This window comes from Gordonibacter faecis, from assembly GCF_030077735.1.
Taxonomy (GTDB): domain Bacteria; phylum Actinomycetota; class Coriobacteriia; order Coriobacteriales; family Eggerthellaceae; genus Gordonibacter; species Gordonibacter faecis.
The window spans coordinates 91,035-106,790 of sequence record NZ_JASJEU010000005.1 but is presented as its reverse complement, the minus strand read 5'-3'; the positions used below and the strand labels follow the sequence as shown (position 1 = coordinate 106,790).

Genomic DNA, 15,756 nt, shown 5'->3' with positions numbered 1-15,756 from the left:
ACGCGAAAAAACTTTCGTACGGGAACTTTCGTCAGTGGGTAACTCGCGTTTACTTGTATAATCTGAGCCATCTAAGCACAGGGGAGCAGTAGGTCTTCGACCAAAAGACGCTGATAGTGCGAGGGGTGGTCGCATGGACGATCTGAAACGAACCGACGACGGCACATCTTTTTCTTGGATCAATTTTATCTACGAACTAGTTGATGTTTTAGGTGAGGAATGCCGTTCTCCTGAAGAAACGCTGGAGTGCTTTGCCTATGTGCTGGAGACATTCTATCCCCATTTTCGGATGACGGTTTACTACACCGAAGACGAGACCGATACCGAGAAAAGCCATCTCATTCTTCAAAAGGGCTACGACGTGCCCATGGATGAATTCGAAAGTATGATCAACGAGAATGAGGAATTTATAAAGCCCTACCGTATTGCACGCAAGGCAATGTTCGTTGATGACTACGATCAAACAAAATCTCTTATGGGGAACGTTTTTGATGAAGGATGCGCTGCTCACATTCCCATTGTGAGTAGAAAAGGCCTGCATGGTTGGTTTACCCTTTCGGCCATTGATCGAAGTTATGCGTGGTCTGAGAAGGAGCGAAAGTGGCTTCCTGTCATCGGGCATCTTTGCGGCTCCTATGTCGACCTCATGAAACTGGTGCAAGACACCCGCAAAGCTGATCATCTTCGTGTCGAAGAAGATCTTATTCACTTTTTGAAGGAAGCACTTGATGAACGAGGGTCCTTAGGGGTGGTCGAAGCACGAGTGTCCACGTATACTGAGCCGGCGTTTGACGCTAAAGAGCGCGCGCTGCTTGAAGGACTTACCAAGAGGGAACAAGAAATTCTCGGCATGGTGTCAAGCGGAATGTCCAACGTTGAGATATCGCAGAGCTTGTTCATCAGCAAGCATACCGTGCGCAAGCATTTGGAGAACATTTTTGCAAAGCTCAACGTTAACAATAGGACGCAAGCTGCCTTGCTTGGAGAAGGGATTAAGCATCTTTCGTCTTGAGAATGGCTTCAGATCGCCAATCGTTTTTTATGGCTACTCCCGGCGGGGCAGGTAGTGCTGCTCCACACGCTTGGCAGCGAACAGTGTTTCGGCTGTTCATGGTGCCACAGAAGAAGCAGTACGCCCCGTCTACGTTCTTGCTTCCCTTACATCTTCCGCAGTGGCTGCACGCGTAGCCGCACATAATCCCTGCCTCCTTTGGTCGGCTAGCAGCGGGAAACCCCCGGTTTCGTTCAGTGTCGCGTCTCCGGGCAAGGTAAACAATACGAACGTTTCATCATCTGAATACGACGAAGTACCTATTGACACAATACGAAGTCCGCTGAAGCCGCGCTTTTCTGCGCAAAAAGTAAGAAAAGGCTCGCATGTGCGCCGTCTCAGCCGCTTGTTAGACTGAGGTTGCCAGACACGTGTCATCGTATCAGCTCACCTTTTTCGCACGGCCGGCGACAGGTGACGAAGGCAATGGGGGTTTCACTATGAAATTTGAGAACGATCTGGATAAACCGTGGTGCTATGAAGAGGGGGACTATACGGTCACACGCTCTTCAATCTGGTCACCTCCTGGATGTCATCCCGTCGGTTGCGGCGTCAAGCTGTACGTTAAGGACGGCGTGTTGGAAAAGGTTGAGGGAGATGAGAATAACCCTGTCACCAATGGGCGTCTGTGCGTGCGATGCTTGGCACTGAAGGACTATATCTACAATCCGTCACGAGTGATTCATCCCTTAAAGCGAGCCCGCGAAGACCGCGGCAAAGACAAGTGGGAGCGCACTACGTGGGACGATGCTTTCGACATCATCGAGCGCAAAACGACGGAAATTAAAGAGAAGTACGGTGCGGAGAGCATCTGTCTTTTGAGCGGCACTGGACGCGATGGCGGCATTCTTTCACAGACGCTGGCGCATGCAGTGTTCGGAACGCCAAACTCGGCTTACACGCAGTCGGGCTACGCCTGCTATGAGCCGCGCTGTGCCAGCGCCATGTTTGCTTCAGGCGTTGGATACCCTGAGATCGATTACGCTGGCGGACTTCCCGGTGGTTATGATGATCCAGATTATGTGGTGCCCGAGGTTATCATGGTGTGGGGTAAACAGCCACTTGCGTCAAACGGTGATGGCTTGTTTGGTCATGCCGTGCTTGACCTCATGCGTTGCGGTGCAAAACTCATTGCCATTGACCCGCGTGTGAACTGGCTCACGACACGCGCCGTCCTGCAGCTCAGGCTTCGCCCCGGCACCGACGCGGCGCTTGGGCTGGCCCTTATCAACATCATCGTGACCGAAGAATTGTATGACCACGATTTCGTAGAGCGCTGGACGTGGGGTTTTGAGGAATTGGCAGAGCGTGCCAAGGAGATGCCTCCCGAGCGTGCGGCCGAGATCTGCGGCCTCAACGTGGAGGATATCTACGCGGTCGCTCGTACGTATGCGAAGGCCAAGCCCGCTTCCATCGCGTGGGGCCTTGCTATCGACCAGCAGCAAAATGGCGTGCAGGCAGGCCACTGCATCCTGTCCCTCATGGCGCTTACCGGGAACCTGGACGTACCCGGTGGGCAGCTGATGGGCGGCGAATTCCAGGATGATACCGTAGTGCCTAACTATGGATGGAATAAGCTCGACCCCGACTTGCGTGCGAAGACCATTGGCATGGATCAGTACCCATACTATGTGAACTCCATCCTCAATGCGCACGCTGACCTGCTGCTCGACGCGCTTGAGACGGGCGACCCCTACGAGTTCCACATGGTTATTGTTCAGTCGAATAACTTGCTTTCGCCTACCAATAGCGCTCAGCCGCAGCGTTGGCATAAAGCGCTGTCGAAGCTGGACTTCGGCATTGGCACGGACCTGTTCATAACGCCCACCATCCAGGCGTGCTGTGACATCTTCCTGCCGCTGGCCACGGCGGCGGAGAAGGATTCCATTAATATGACCCATTACACGCTATCTCCGGTCACGTACGGTGCCACGAATAAGGCTATCACGGTGGGGGAGTGCAAGGATGACTATCAAGTTATCTGGGAATTGGGTAAGCGCCTGAATCCTGAAATATGGAACGACGGCACGTACGCTGATCTGCACGACTTCATCGCTGACGTGCGTATTGCCCGTGAAATGACGTTTGCCGAACTACGCGACAAAGTGTACCACAAGCGCGGCGTAACATATCGGAAGTACGAGAAGGGGCTGCTGCGTCCAAACGGCGAACTGGGCTTCAACACGCGTTCCGGACGGTTTGAATTCTATTCGTATCTGTTCCAGTACTACGGAGACGATCCGCTTCCGTACTATCAGGAGCCGCCCTTTAGCCCGGTTTCCACGCCTGAGATTGCGGAGAAATACCCATTCATCCTCATGACAGGGGCACGTGAATACGCTTCGTTCCACTCGGAGCACCGCCAGGTGGTGCCGCTGCGTGAACTGGTGCCTAACCCGCTTTTGGAGATACACCCCGATGACGCAAAGAAACGCGGCGTGGCGGATGGTCAGTGGGTTCTCATAGAAAACCAGTTTGGTCAAGCCAAGTTTAAGGCAAAGGTTACGCCCACGGTGTACCCAGGGACCGTGCATGCGCATCATGGCTGGTGGTTCCCCGAGGATGACCCGGAAGAGCCAAGCTTGTTCGGCGTGTGGAAGAGCAACTGCAACTGTCTCGTTCCGCATAAGCGAATTGGCAAGCTGGGGTATGGTGCCCCGTTTAAGAACAGCCTGTGCAACGTGAGCCCCCTTACCGAGAACTACGATCTTGATCTGAAAGATTTCGCCGAGCGTTTTGGAAAGCTGGTGTACTGATGACTGCCTACGGATTGCTTATTTCATACGAGTGGTGTTCGGGCTGCCAATCATGCGAGGTGGCGTGTAAGGAAGAACACGGTTTAACCGTGGGTGAATGGGGCATCCGAGTACTTAAGGATGGCCCCTGGTCAAAGACGGGGTCTGAGACCATGGGGAACGATTTTAATTGGAATCATATTCCCGTTCCCACTGACTTGTGCGATTTGTGCGAGGTGCGTGTCGCTGAAGGAAAGAAACCTTCGTGTGTGCACCACTGCTTAGCGAAGTGCATGGAATTTGGTCCGGTGGAGGAACTGGCTCAGAAGCTGGGGAGCGAGCCAAAGCAAGCTCTGTTCATCCCTCGCTAGCACACAGCGCGCCGCGCCCCGCTTTGCGGTGGGGCGCGGCTGTCCCATGGGGAAGGAAAAACAACATGAATAAGCCGGGAGACAAGGTGCGCATAGCATATCGAGGTACGTGTGCACAGGATGCCGCGTTCTATGACGTGAGGGAAACCGGTAACCCGCTGGAAGTAATCTTGGGAAATGGGAGCGTGTTTCCTCCCATTGAACAGGCATTATTTGACATGACTCCAGGGGAGACGCGTCGCGTAGAGGTTCCCGCTCGGTATGGCTTTGGGGAAGTGGATAGCGAGGCAGTGCGCTCGTTTCCTCTCATAGCCATGCCGCGGTGGCAGGATGTGGAGCAGGGTACCTTTATTGAGGTGCAGAGTGACCGTTCGGCACTTCCCGCTACGGCCTACGTGCGCAGTATCGAACACGACGTACTCGTGCTGGATTTTAACCATCCGCATGCGGGAAAGGATCTTTCGTATGAAGTGACGCTGCTTGCAGTGAACGAGCGCTCTGCTCTGGAGGCGCAGCGGGTGGATGGCAAGAGGGTAAGGGGATAATTATGGCTAATCAGGCAGCACCCAATAAAAAGAATTTGCCTCACTGGTACGCCTGGGTCGTACTGATAGTGGTGTGGCTTGCGGCGTTCACCGCGCCGGCGAATATGGTAAAGGTCACTGCACTCGCTGCGCCCATCATGGAGTGGTTCATGATTGATGAAGCAAGCGTGTCGTGGGTTATGTCGATGTTCTACATTATGGGCTGTGTCTTTGCCTTCCCTGCAGCAGGCATCATGAAGAAGCTGGGTATCCGCAAAACCGTGGTCATCGCCCTGGTTTTCGAAATAGCTGGTGGCGTTCTCGGTGTGGTAAGTGGGAATGACCTTTCCGTGTTTATGGTGTCGCGCGCGCTTGAAGGTGTGAGCTGGGGCTTGCTGGCCGTTGCGGGCATTCCGGCCATATCCGCCTGGTTTGCGCCTGCTAAGCGCGGTTTGCCGATGGGTATTTGGGGCATTTGGGTTGCGGTGGCTTTTATCGTGGGGCCACTGTTGTTCGCAGGCATGTTCGATTCTCTGGGGGAGTGGCAGCCCGTCTGGTGGATTAACGTTGTATTTGACGCCGTGATTCTCGTGGTGTTTTTGGTTCTGTATCGCGATGCAAACTTCTCATTTGATGAACAGGGGAATCGTGTTGATCATACCGACGGAGACCTTCAAGGCGAGGTGCCCAAGGGCGCGTATCGAACCGCTTTCAAGGCGCCAGCGGTTCTTTGTGCGGCCATTGCTATGCTGTTTATGTGCGGTGCTCAAATGGCTATCGAGAACTTCCTACCAACGTATATTTTTGAGAACCTCGACGCTTCCTTGACCATTGCCAACCTTGTGGCTTCGGGTGGTGCCGTTGCTGGTGTGGTGTTCTCTATCCTGCTGGGGAAGCTATCGGACGTGACCGGCAAGACTAAGCTCATATTGGTGGTAACGGTGGTGTTTGGTCTCATCTATTCCTGGATCGCTTTTCAGACCACCAATCTTGCGGTGTATATCTTCATCGTCATATGCATTGGCATTGCCGAAGGTGGTGGACCCGCTATGCTGTTCACCATTTTGGCAAAGGGATGTCCCGAAGAGGCGCTACCGGCGGGGTCGGCAATTCTTGCGTTCATGCAGAATCTGGGCATGCTTATAGGGACAACACTCATTGGCACCGTGGTGAGCAATCTTGGCTGGGCGGTGGGTGCCCATTATGTGGCCGTTCCGCTTTATGCCCTGGTCATTGTGGTGGCACTGCTGTTCTGGAAGAGGGTTAAGTAAGCAACTAAGCGCCTCCCGCCTCGCATCGGTATTCAGGGCTGTGCGCGGTAGTGGTTGATTTCTGTTTGCCGATGTGGGTAGGGCGGGCATAAGGAGGGATCTCGTGTCTGGTTTAATTGATACACCGACGCGTGGGCCCAACCGGTACGGCTGGGTCGTGCTTGCCGTCGTGTGGCTTTGTGGTTTCGTCGCGCCGCTGAACATGGTTAAAGTGACGGCACTCAGTCCTGTTTTGATGGCATCGTTTGGCATTGATGAGGCCTTCATGGGCACCATCATGTCGTTGTTTTATGTGTTGGGAATAGTTATGGCGTTTCCAGCAGCGGGCATTGTGAATCGGTTTGGTGTGCACAAGGTGGGAATCGCTTCGCTGCTTTTGGCGCTGGTGGGAGGCTTGGTGGGCGTGTTGTCTGCCGATGTGCCTGCGTTTATGGTTAGTAGAGTGCTGGAAGGGGCTGGCATGGGGATTATGGGGGTGGTTGGTGTGGTGGCCATCTCCCCGTGGTTTGCTCCTTCGAAACGTGGATTACCCTTAGGTATATGGGCTATCTGGGTGACTGTTTCGTTTATTGTAGGTCCCACGTTGTTTACGGGAATTTTCGATATCACCGGGTCGTGGCATTCGGTATGGTGGGCGACATTGGTATTCGATGCCATAGTACTCGTTCTCTTTGCTCTACTCTATCGTGCTCCAACGTTTGTGTTTGATGATGACGAGCAGCCCGTTGCCATTGATGATTCGGTGCGCGAGGAACTACCGGTGCCGCATATCACTGCAGCCCTTAAGTTGCCAGTGGTGTGGCTCTTGGGCATTATGATGTTTGCCTATGCGGCGGCGTCAATGTCGATAGAAGGATTCTTCAGCACCTACGTGTTTGACACGTTTGATGTTGCTCTCACCGTGGCGGGCATCATTGTGACTTCGGGCGCGGTGATCGGCTCGGTATTCGCGGTGCTTTCGGGTAAGGTATCCGATCGAGTGCATTCGCGTCGGCTGGTGCTTTTAGTAGGTTGGATCGCAGGCATGATCTATTCCTGGTTTGTGTTCTCCGTTGATAGTCTGCCGCTGTTCATTCCCGTCATTATTTTGCTGGCACTTGGCGAGAACGCAACACCTTCCATGATTTATGCTTCGGTGGCAGAAATGATGTCGCCGGATAAGGTGGCTGGCGCTTCTGCGGTGCTGGCACTCATGCAAAATGTTGGCATGTTTCTCGGAACGACAGTGTTGGGGGCTCTGGTCGCGGGCATGGGCGAGTGGGCTTTGGCGGCTCGCTGCACGGCTGTGCCGCTGTACGCGTTCGGTTTGGTGCTCACCGTTATTGCTTGGAAAAAATTGGTCTAATATGTGGGCCGGCTCGACTACGAGTCGGCCTTTTTCGCAAGGATGCGGTCTTCCAGTATGCGTTCTATGCGGTCGCTTACCTGGGCTTGTGCTTCGTTGAGACCTCGGTGCAGCGCTTCTATCATCAACAGTTCCGTCGGTTCGTAATCGCCTTCCCAGTTTTCGTAGGAGAAGCAGTCAATCAGGGGAATCATGGTGGCCTCGATATCTTTCACGAGGTTGTCTTGCTCTTCCTGCGAAGCATCGGGCGCAAGTTCGTCGACACGCTTTTGCAGCGCACGCAGCTGCTCCATCAGGTTGAGTTCTTCAATGGTTGCAACCACGCGTTCAAGTTCGGCCAAGTCTTCTTCGGTGTACAGGTGCCCGGCTAACAGCATCGCAGTGTGATCGGCTTTTGCGATGGGCGAGTCTGCCCGCGGTCCACTCATGAGCGTTTTTATGGCGCGTGCGAACCGAATGGGCAGGTCTGGATCAAGCTGCTCGCGTTTGAGCAGCTCAATGGTGCTTCGCTGTTCCTGCAAGCGCTCTATCTGCAAAGCCAGCTCGCGGTCGAGTTCGTCAAGGGCATCGCTGGTACGTGAGCCTGCGCCATCAGTCGGATGCGCGTCCATCTCTTCCAGCACCTCGCCGATGCGATCAAGCGAAAACCCCAGGGAGGCGAGCCTTTTTATGCGAAGCACGTGCGCGAGGTCTTCCACCGTGTAATCCCGATACCCGTTTTCTCCGCGGGGTGGTTCGGGCAAGAGACCGATGGCGTGGTAGTGGCGCAGGGCGCGCACAGTGACGCCTGCTAGCTGGGCAAGTTCCCCTGACTTCATAGTGGTTTTCGCCTCCTTTTGCGTTTATCGCGCGGGTCAGCCTGAGGGACGCTCCTCGCCCATCAGGCCAGATGCAGGCGCGGTCGCTCCCACTTGGTTGGTAACGCCCCCATGATGGACGGACAACGCCTCGTCGTCAACCCGCCGCGCAGCAGTCGAGACGCGCGGCGCGACAGGGAGAATCATCGGGAAGCGACCTCATTCCCATTCCGATAGGAGGAACCGATGGCACGTTCGTCAAAGAAAGACTTTCTCGACACCAACGATTTTACGAAGGAGGAACTGCTTGACATCATCGACCTTTCGCGCGCGATGAAGGAGATGATTGCGGCAGGCTCCTACCCGCTCATCCTGAAGCACCGCTCGCTGGGCATGATCTTCCAGCAGGTGTCCACCCGCACGCGCATCTCGTTCGAAACGGCCATGACCGACCTCGGCGGCGCGGGCGAATTTTTCGCGCCTGGCACCATTCAGCTGGGCGGACACGAAACTTTTGAGGACTCCGCCCGCGTCATGGGACGCTTGCTGGACATTCTCATGGCGCGCGTCGACCGCCACGAAGACCTGGTGAACCTCGCGAAATACGCGCCGTGCCCCGTTATCAACGGTATGTCGGACTACAACCATCCCACGCAGGAGATGGGCGACCTCATGACCATGATGGAGCACCTGCCCGAGGGTAAGCGCATCGAGGATTGCAAGATGGTGTTCGTGGGCGACGCCACGCAGGTGTGCGTGTCCGAGATGTTCATCTGCTCGAAGATGGGCATGGACTTCGTGCAGTACGGTCCGAAGGGCCACCAGATTGGTGAGGAGCTGCTGGCCATCGGCCGGAAGAACTGCGAAACGTCCGGCGGCAGCGTGACGGTGACCGACGACCGCGAGGCCGTGAAGGGCGCCGACTTCGTGTACACCGATGTGTGGTACGGCCTGTACGACGCGGAGTTGTCGCAGGAAGAGCGCATGGCTATCTTCTACCCGACATACCAGGTCACGCCCGAACTCATGGAGCTGGCCGGCCCGGACGCGAAGTTCATGCACTGCCTGCCCGCTTCGCGCGGCGAAGAAGTGGTGGACGAGGTTATCGACGGCCCGAACTCCATCTGCTGGGACGAGGCCGAGAACCGCAAGCACTCCATCCGCGGCCTGCTGGCGTACTTCTGCCCCGACCTGCCCGCCGACGAAACCGCAGCCAACGCCGCCCGCGACCGCGTGAACGAGTTGCTGGAGAAAATCGGCAAAGCGGCAACGGCGTAGGAGAGGAGCCTCCCTATGGCAAAAAACAAGAAATTCCGCCTGATAGACGCGATCCTCTCGGTTATCACGGTCGTGTTCGTGGCGGAGGCGGCGGCTCCGGCTGCGGCTATTGGTAACTCGCAGTTCTTCTGGTGGATTTTCCTCATCATCGCGTTTTTGCTGCCGTACGGCCTGGTGGTGAGTGAGCTTGGCACCACTTACGACGACGAGGGCGGCCTCTACGACTGGGTGCGTCGCGCGTTCGGTGACAAGTGGGGCAGCCGCGTGAGCTGGTACTACTGGATCAACTTCCCGCTGTGGATGGCCTCGCTGGCGTTTTTGTTCCCCGAGACTATCACCATGATCACCGGCGTGGAGTTGGATTTGTTGCCATCGCTTGCCATTGAGCTGGCGTTCATCTGGATTGTGGTGTTCCTCAGCTTCTCGAAAGTGTCGGACTCGGCGTGGATTTTGAACCTGGCGGCCGTGCTCAAGGTGGCCATCGCGCTAGTGGTGGGCGGCTTGGGCATTTGGTACGCCGTGAACTACGGCTTCGCGAACGATATGGCACCGGCCACGTTCCTGCCGTCGCTCGACTCGAACAGCCTCACGTATTTGTCCATTATTCTGTTCAACTTTATGGGCTTTGAGGTTATCACCACGTACGTGGGCTCCATGGAGAACCCCAGCAAGCAAATACCCAAAGCTATTATCGCAGGTGGTATTGCCATTGCGGCGCTGTACCTGTTCAGCTCGTTCGGCATTGCGGCGGCTATTCCCGCCATGGATATCTCGCTCGATTCGGGCATCATGGACGCCGTGGGCATCATGTCCGGGTTCGGCAGCGTGCTGTTCATCGTAGTGGGCATTGTGTTCCTTATCACGCTGTTCGGCAACATGGTGAGTTGGTCGTTCGGCGTTAACTTCGTGGCCGAGCATGCCGCGCGCAAGAAGAACATGCCGAAGCCGTTTGCCCACGAAAGCGCGAAAAGCGGTATGCCGACGGGTGCCGCTATCATCAACGGCATTGTGGCGAGCGTGCTGGTGCTGCTGTCGCCACTTATGGAGCTGGTGGGACTTGACGGGTTCTTCTGGATTTTCTTCTCCATGAACATTGTGTTCTTGCTGATCAGCTACATTCCCATGTTCCCGGCGTTCCTCAAGCTGCGCTCGGTCGACCCCACCGCGAATCGCGTGTTTAAGGTGCCCGGCGGCCGCGGCCTTCTGCTGGTGGTTGCCTGGCTGCCCGTGGTGCTGCTGGTGCTGGCCATTATTGCCACCATCGTGCCGCTGAACGGCTCGCCCGAGGAAATGGGGAAGATCCCCATGCTCATCGGCGTGATTGCGTTCGTCATTCTAGGCGAGATCGTGCGCGTGCTGTCGGCGCGCGGGCGCGATGACGATTACGGCGGCATGGGCACGCACGGCGACCCGATGGCATTCGATGTGGCACACGGCTACGAAGAGATGCCGCCCTCTGAGGAAGTACCGATGGAGGAAGAGATGCTTATCGGCCGTGAGCCGCGCGACTTGGTGTAGCGCTTATCAGGTACTATAGACTTTGCTAACGAAAGGACCATTCGTATGGAAACCATTTATGAAGAGCAGTCCACGCCGCGCAAAGACGGCTACCGCATGCCCGGTGAGTTCGAGCCGCAGAAGCGCATTTGGATGCTGTGGCCGCACCGCCCCGACAACTGGCGCGACGGTGCGAAACCAGCGCAGAAGGCCTACGCCAACGTGGCGCGCGCTATCGCCCGTTTCGAGCCCGTGGTGATTGGCGCGAAGCCGGAGGACTACGAGGCGGCTCGCTTCGCCATGTCCGAGGACGAGAATGTGCTCGTGATTGAGATGACCTCGGATGATGCGTGGATTCGCGACTGCGGCCCCACGTTCGTGAAGAACGACGATGGCGACGTGCGTGCAGTGCACTGGCACTTCAACGCCTGGGGTGGTTTGGTCGATGGCTTGTACTTCCCATGGGATCAGGACGCGCTTGTGGGCGTGAAGGTGGCCGACCTGGCGGGTGCGGTGCGCTACCGTCCCGACACGTTTGTGCTGGAAGGCGGCTCCATTCACGTGGACGGCGAAGGCACCGTTATCACCACCGAGATGTGCCTGCTCTCCGAGGGCCGCAACCCGGAGCTGTCGAAGGAAGACATTGAGGGCTACCTGCGCGAATACCTCAACGTGGAGAAGGTCATCTGGATCAAGGATGGCATCGACCCGGAGGAAACGAACGGTCACATCGACGACGTGGCGTGCTTTGTGCGTCCGGGCGAGGTGGCCTGCATCTGGACCGACGACGAGGACAACCCGTTCTACGAGGCAGCGCATGCCGCCTACGAGACGCTGTCGAACGCCACGGATGCCAAGGGTCGCCAGCTGAAGGTGCACAAGCTCACCATGCCGAAGGTGCCTACGTATATGTCGCAGGAAGAAGTGGACGCCATCGACGTCGTGGAGGGCACGCTGCCCCGCACAACCGAGGACTACGCCATCGCGTCCTACATGAACTTCCTCATTGTGAACGACGCCATCATCTTCCCGCAATACGGCGACGAGTACGACGATCTGGCCGTTGAACAGGTCCAAGCCATGTTCCCCGACCGCGAAATCGTCGGCGTAGACACCCGCGAGATAGCCTACGGCGGCGGCAACATCCACTGCATCACGCAGCAAGAACCGGCGTAAGTTCCGGCGGCCTACGGCCGCCGGAACTAGCCGAAGCTGCGGGGTGCGCTGGCACTCGATCTTGCCCCTTGTGCGCTTACCTTTGCGTACCGAAGTACGCTCAGCCGCGCGGCGGGGCAATCTCGGGCACCAGCGCACCCCTCGCTGACGCTACGAACTACCTGTGCTACAAAAAGTAAAAACGCCTTCCACTTGGGAGGCGTTTTTTTCTTGCCCTTACTTTATTACTACGGCTTGGGCGCCTAGTTCGTAGTAGCGGGCGGCGAAGGTTTCGAGGTCGTAGGGGACTTGGCCGGCCAGCGAGTCGCTGACCAGGACGACGCCGGCGTTAAGGTCGTAGCCTCGGACGACGACGCAGTGGCTGGTGGTGTAGAGGCCATACGTGCGGCCGTCGGCTTGTTGGATGCGGTAGGGCTCGCCGGCTGGTTGCAGGTTGATGGTGCACCAGCAGATGACAGGGTTGCCAGCAGACGCTTCGCTGAGCACGGTGCCAAACGACGAGCCGGTGAGGTCAACCGCGCGCAGTTCGGAACCCTGCGCCTCAAGATAAGCGGTACCGGCCTGTATCACAGCGGGTGCCATGCAGCTGTTGCCAAGGGGGTCGTGCGGGTCGCCCATGAAGGCATACACAAAGTCGTTGTCGCTGATGGGAAGCCAGGTATCAGCAATTTCGGTCTTCTGCAGCGTGAAGCCGCGCGAGATGAGCGCGTTGGTAAGTGCCACCGATTCACAGCCGGTTGGCAGTTCTGGATACTGAGCCAGCGCGGGTACGTCGAAGGAGGTCGTTTTGGGGAGGTCGCTTCGCTCGCCTTCGAGGCGCGCAACTTCCAGCGACGCGCGTTCAGCGGCGTCCACGTCGGCAGCAGCTAGCGACGACGATATCAAAGGGAGGGCAGTGATGGCACCTACCACCAGGAGCGCAGCTAGAAAGCAGATCTGCGCTGTCTTCCAACGGCGAGCGAGGGGATGTAGGCGCGCGGGCACGCGACGCTTGCGCGGCACGGGGTGAGCGCGCGGAACAAACGCGGGGTTGCTGGGGGCTGTTCGCCGGGCGCTCGAGAAAGCGCTGTTCGGAAGCGCATCGTTAGAGGCGCGCCGTTGCGTGTTCGGTGGGTACGACATGCGCGTCCTCCTTTCGGTCGATCACCGCAGGGAAACGATAGCCGCCAAAGTTGAAATCAACCTGAAAGGCCAGCCGTGAGTCGCCGGTCAAAGCGCCTGAACGAACCCCACCACTCCAACTACCCGTTTCCCTCCTGTTACCTTAAACACGCAGTTGAACCCCCATTCGTTTCACCCTCCTCAAAACCTCCGCATTTTTATGAACTAATACGAACTTATGTTCTTGACTAGCGAACATAAGTTCGTTAAAATGATTATCAGCGACTGGACCTTTCTCCTAACCGCAGGTAGCCCTGCGGGACAGTCGCCTCCCTTACCCGGTGGCAGCTGAGAGAAAGGATGAACCATGGCTGCTTCTAATTTCACCTTCCTTTACCCTTGCAAACTACTACATATAAGTAGTAAGATACACATGAGGGGTTGGATGTAATGAAAGTCGAATGGTACAAGCTTCAAAGCGGTTCTGCCCCGGTTCGTGATTACCTGGATTCACTCGATAATGGCTTGCGCAGTAAAACACTTCGTACAATTTCTTTCTTGGGGCAGAAGGGTCATTTGATCGGTGCGCCGGATTCCAAGCATCTTGAAGATGGCATTTTCGAGTTGCGTACGACTATGGGCGACAACACTGGAAGAGTGCTGTTCTTCTTCTGCATTGGAGATAAAGCGGTGTTAACGCATGGCTTTAGGAAAAAGACACAAAGAACGCCAAGGCGTGAGATAGAGAGAGCGAAGCGTTATAGGGCCGATTACTATGATCGCCTGAAGGGAGTTTGAAATGGTTGCCACTGAGGAAGAAAAAGATGATTTTACCCTCTATTTGGAAGAGCAGTTGAAAGACCCCGCATTTCGGAAGTGCTGGGAGGAGGATGAGGCTGAGTTTCAGCTGCGGTTGGCCATTATAGATGCACGGAATGAAACCGGCATGACGCAGGAACAGCTTGCAAAGGCCTCGGGGCTGAACCAGCGCGTCATCAGTCGCATCCAAACAGGTAATGCAAACCCCACCTTGCGCACTATCGGCAAACTAGCCCGCGGCTTCGGCAAAAAAGTCGAGATCAAATTCGTTTAGTAAAGATATATAGAAGCCTTTCTATTGACCGGAAAGGCTCTCTACCGCATGAGCATGTGGAGGAGTTTGATCTTGTTGCCGAAGGGAGGGTTGCGGATGGGGAGTTCCAGCCAGGTGCCCTTCTTCATGGTGGACTTGTAGTGCGTGAAGCAGTCGAAGCCCGTTTTGCCGTGGTAGGCACCCATGCCGGAGTTGCCGACGCCGCCGAAGCCCATATGGTTATTTGCGAGGTGAATCACCACGTCATTCACGGTGGCTCCGCCGAATTGCAGGCGCGTGAGCACGCGGTGTTGCACGGACTTGTCGTCGCTGAACACGTAGCACGCGAGCGGCTTCTCGAATGTGCGCACAATGTCGAATGCCTGGTCAAGCGCGCGGTACGTGAGAATGGGGAGCACAGGACCGAAAATTTCCTCGTTCATGACCGGGTCGTCCAGCGTTACGCCGCGTAAGCAGGTGGGTTCGATGCGAAGTGTCTCGGGGTTGCCGTGGCCGCCGAAGGCCACCGTGGCGTTGGGGTTGCGGTGCTCGATGAGCCCCATCACGCGCTCGAAGTGGCGCTGCGATATCATGTGCGGCCACTCGTCGCAGGCGAGGATGTTCTCGCCGTAATACTGGTAGAAGCACGCGTCCAACTGTGCCACGAAGTCGTCCACCACGCTCTCATGCACGAGGAAGTAGTCGGGCGCGACGCACGTCTGCCCGCAGTTGATTCCCTTTCCCCAGGCCACACGCTGGGCGGCGCGCTTCACGTTCGCCGTCTCGTCCACGATGCAGGGGCTCTTGCCACCCAGCTCCAGCACCACGGGCGTGAGGTGCTTCGCCGCTGCGGCCATGATGGTATGCCCCACATTTGGGCTGCCCGTGAAGAAAAGCTGGTCCCAGCGCACCTCAAGCAGCCAGTCATTCATCGCCCCCGACCCGGGGAAACCGCACACGAATTCCGGCGGGAATACGTCGGCCAGCATCTCAATGAGAAGGTCGCTGGTGGCTTTTGACGTGCGTGAGGGTTTGAGCGCCACGCAGTTGCCGGCCGCGATGGCATCCACCAGGGGCACAAGCGCCAGCTGCAGCGGATAGTTCCACGGCGAAAGCACCAGCACCACGCCGAGCGGACTGGGATACACCTTCGACGTGGAGTGGAAGTGGACGATGGGGGAGGCCACACGGCGCGGGCGCGACCACGAGTTCAAATGCTTGAGGCAGGTGGAAATCTCGTCGTACACGATGCCGAGTTCGGTGGCGTACCCTTCAAACGGGGCTTTGCCCAGGTCAGCTTGAAGCGCAGCCAGAATGCGATCCTCGTTCGCCTTGAGATACGCCCGCAGCTGCTGAAGCGCGCGGCGGCGATACTCCACCTGGAGGGTGGCTCCCGTCGCGTGGAAGTCGCGCATCTTCTGAGCCGCGGCTTCGACGTCAGCGATGCTCTCGTAAGTTGGAATAGTACTCATGAACGGGCCTTTCTGGTTAAGTGACATACAACAAGGTGCCCGCAGGCGGGGCGTCCACCAAGCGAG

At 56.7% G+C, this 15,756-nt stretch carries 13 protein-coding genes; 10 read left to right on the top strand and 3 right to left on the bottom strand.

From position 1 onward, the window contains the following. Positions 1-133: 133 nt before the first annotated feature. The 5 genes from QNJ86_RS02855 (at position 134) to QNJ86_RS02830 (ending at position 7,297) form a co-directional block, all read left to right on the top strand. Positions 134-1,012, top strand: a complete 879-nt coding sequence (locus QNJ86_RS02855; protein ID WP_283831071.1) for a helix-turn-helix transcriptional regulator — start codon at positions 134-136, stop codon at positions 1,010-1,012. Positions 1,013-1,491: 479 nt separating this feature from the next. Continuing rightward, positions 1,492-3,807: a molybdopterin-dependent oxidoreductase gene (locus QNJ86_RS02850; protein WP_283831070.1), complete on the top strand. Its 2,316-nt coding sequence runs from the start codon at positions 1,492-1,494 to the stop codon at positions 3,805-3,807. 415 nt (positions 3,808-4,222) lie between these two features. Next, entirely contained in the window at positions 4,223-4,702 is a 480-nt protein-coding gene (locus tag QNJ86_RS02840) for an FKBP-type peptidyl-prolyl cis-trans isomerase (RefSeq protein WP_283831068.1), read from the top strand. A 2-nt stretch (positions 4,703-4,704) separates the two neighbouring features. Further along, the gene (locus tag QNJ86_RS02835; RefSeq protein ID WP_283831067.1) at positions 4,705-5,952 is read left to right on the top strand and encodes an MFS transporter; all 1,248 of its coding nucleotides are present in this window, start codon (positions 4,705-4,707) and stop codon (positions 5,950-5,952) included. Between the two features lie 103 nt (positions 5,953-6,055). Beyond that, the gene (locus QNJ86_RS02830) at positions 6,056-7,297 is read left to right on the top strand and encodes an MFS transporter (RefSeq protein ID WP_283831066.1); all 1,242 of its coding nucleotides are present in this window, start codon (positions 6,056-6,058) and stop codon (positions 7,295-7,297) included. A gap of 17 nt (positions 7,298-7,314) precedes the next feature. On the opposite strand, the gene QNJ86_RS02825 is transcribed toward QNJ86_RS02830, so the two are convergent. Further along, positions 7,315-8,115, bottom strand: coding sequence for a MerR family transcriptional regulator (locus QNJ86_RS02825; RefSeq protein ID WP_283831065.1), 801 nt, complete (start codon positions 8,113-8,115; stop codon positions 7,315-7,317). Between the two features lie 225 nt (positions 8,116-8,340). Between QNJ86_RS02825 and ptcA the strand changes: the two genes are divergently transcribed. Genes ptcA through aguA form a run of 3 tightly spaced genes read left to right on the top strand, consistent with a single transcriptional unit; the run spans position 8,341 to position 12,045 of the window. Beyond that, positions 8,341-9,372 carry a putrescine carbamoyltransferase gene (gene ptcA / locus QNJ86_RS02820; protein WP_283831064.1) on the top strand — a complete coding sequence of 344 codons (1,032 nt, stop codon included), beginning with the start codon at positions 8,341-8,343 and terminating at the stop codon, positions 9,370-9,372. A 15-nt stretch (positions 9,373-9,387) separates the two neighbouring features. Then, complete coding sequence (locus tag QNJ86_RS02815; protein WP_283831063.1) at positions 9,388-10,890, top strand: APC family permease; 1,503 nt, start codon at positions 9,388-9,390, stop codon at positions 10,888-10,890. A 45-nt stretch (positions 10,891-10,935) separates the two neighbouring features. Continuing rightward, positions 10,936-12,045, top strand: a complete 1,110-nt coding sequence (gene aguA / locus QNJ86_RS02810; RefSeq protein WP_283831062.1) for an agmatine deiminase — start codon at positions 10,936-10,938, stop codon at positions 12,043-12,045. A gap of 216 nt (positions 12,046-12,261) precedes the next feature. Here aguA and QNJ86_RS02805 read toward each other — a convergent pair whose 3' ends face one another. Further along, positions 12,262-13,167, bottom strand: a complete 906-nt coding sequence (locus QNJ86_RS02805; protein WP_283831061.1) for a C39 family peptidase — start codon at positions 13,165-13,167, stop codon at positions 12,262-12,264. A 429-nt stretch (positions 13,168-13,596) separates the two neighbouring features. Between QNJ86_RS02805 and QNJ86_RS02800 the strand changes: the two genes are divergently transcribed. Both QNJ86_RS02800 and QNJ86_RS02795 read left to right on the top strand, forming a co-directional pair. Further along, positions 13,597-13,944: a type II toxin-antitoxin system RelE/ParE family toxin gene (locus tag QNJ86_RS02800; RefSeq protein WP_283831060.1), complete on the top strand. Its 348-nt coding sequence runs from the start codon at positions 13,597-13,599 to the stop codon at positions 13,942-13,944. A 1-nt stretch (position 13,945) separates the two neighbouring features. Beyond that, positions 13,946-14,239, top strand: a complete 294-nt coding sequence (locus tag QNJ86_RS02795; RefSeq protein ID WP_283831059.1) for a helix-turn-helix transcriptional regulator — start codon at positions 13,946-13,948, stop codon at positions 14,237-14,239. Positions 14,240-14,280: 41 nt separating this feature from the next. Here the strand turns inward: QNJ86_RS02795 and QNJ86_RS02790 are convergent, their stop codons facing one another. Then, positions 14,281-15,690 (bottom strand): aldehyde dehydrogenase, encoded by a 1,410-nt coding sequence (locus tag QNJ86_RS02790; RefSeq protein ID WP_283831058.1) that lies wholly within the window; start codon positions 15,688-15,690, stop codon positions 14,281-14,283. Positions 15,691-15,756 lie beyond the last annotated feature (66 nt).

Excerpts from the sequence above, each read along its gene's own strand:
- QNJ86_RS02835 (WP_283831067.1), top strand. The coding sequence starts at position 4,705 with ATGGCTAATCAGGCAGCACCCAATAAAAAGAATTTGCCTCACTGGTAC.
- aguA (WP_283831062.1), top strand. The coding sequence starts at position 10,936 with ATGGAAACCATTTATGAAGAGCAGTCCACGCCGCGCAAAGACGGCTAC.
- QNJ86_RS02790 (WP_283831058.1), bottom strand. The coding sequence starts at position 15,690 with ATGAGTACTATTCCAACTTACGAGAGCATCGCTGACGTCGAAGCCGCG.
- QNJ86_RS02840 (WP_283831068.1), top strand. The coding sequence starts at position 4,223 with ATGAATAAGCCGGGAGACAAGGTGCGCATAGCATATCGAGGTACGTGT.
- QNJ86_RS02795 (WP_283831059.1), top strand. The coding sequence starts at position 13,946 with ATGGTTGCCACTGAGGAAGAAAAAGATGATTTTACCCTCTATTTGGAA.
- QNJ86_RS02815 (WP_283831063.1), top strand. The coding sequence starts at position 9,388 with ATGGCAAAAAACAAGAAATTCCGCCTGATAGACGCGATCCTCTCGGTT.
- QNJ86_RS02855 (WP_283831071.1), top strand. The coding sequence starts at position 134 with ATGGACGATCTGAAACGAACCGACGACGGCACATCTTTTTCTTGGATC.
- QNJ86_RS02805 (WP_283831061.1), bottom strand. The coding sequence starts at position 13,167 with ATGTCGTACCCACCGAACACGCAACGGCGCGCCTCTAACGATGCGCTT.
- ptcA (WP_283831064.1), top strand. The coding sequence starts at position 8,341 with ATGGCACGTTCGTCAAAGAAAGACTTTCTCGACACCAACGATTTTACG.
- QNJ86_RS02850 (WP_283831070.1), top strand. The coding sequence starts at position 1,492 with ATGAAATTTGAGAACGATCTGGATAAACCGTGGTGCTATGAAGAGGGG.
- QNJ86_RS02800 (WP_283831060.1), top strand. The coding sequence starts at position 13,597 with ATGAAAGTCGAATGGTACAAGCTTCAAAGCGGTTCTGCCCCGGTTCGT.
- QNJ86_RS02825 (WP_283831065.1), bottom strand. The coding sequence starts at position 8,115 with ATGAAGTCAGGGGAACTTGCCCAGCTAGCAGGCGTCACTGTGCGCGCC.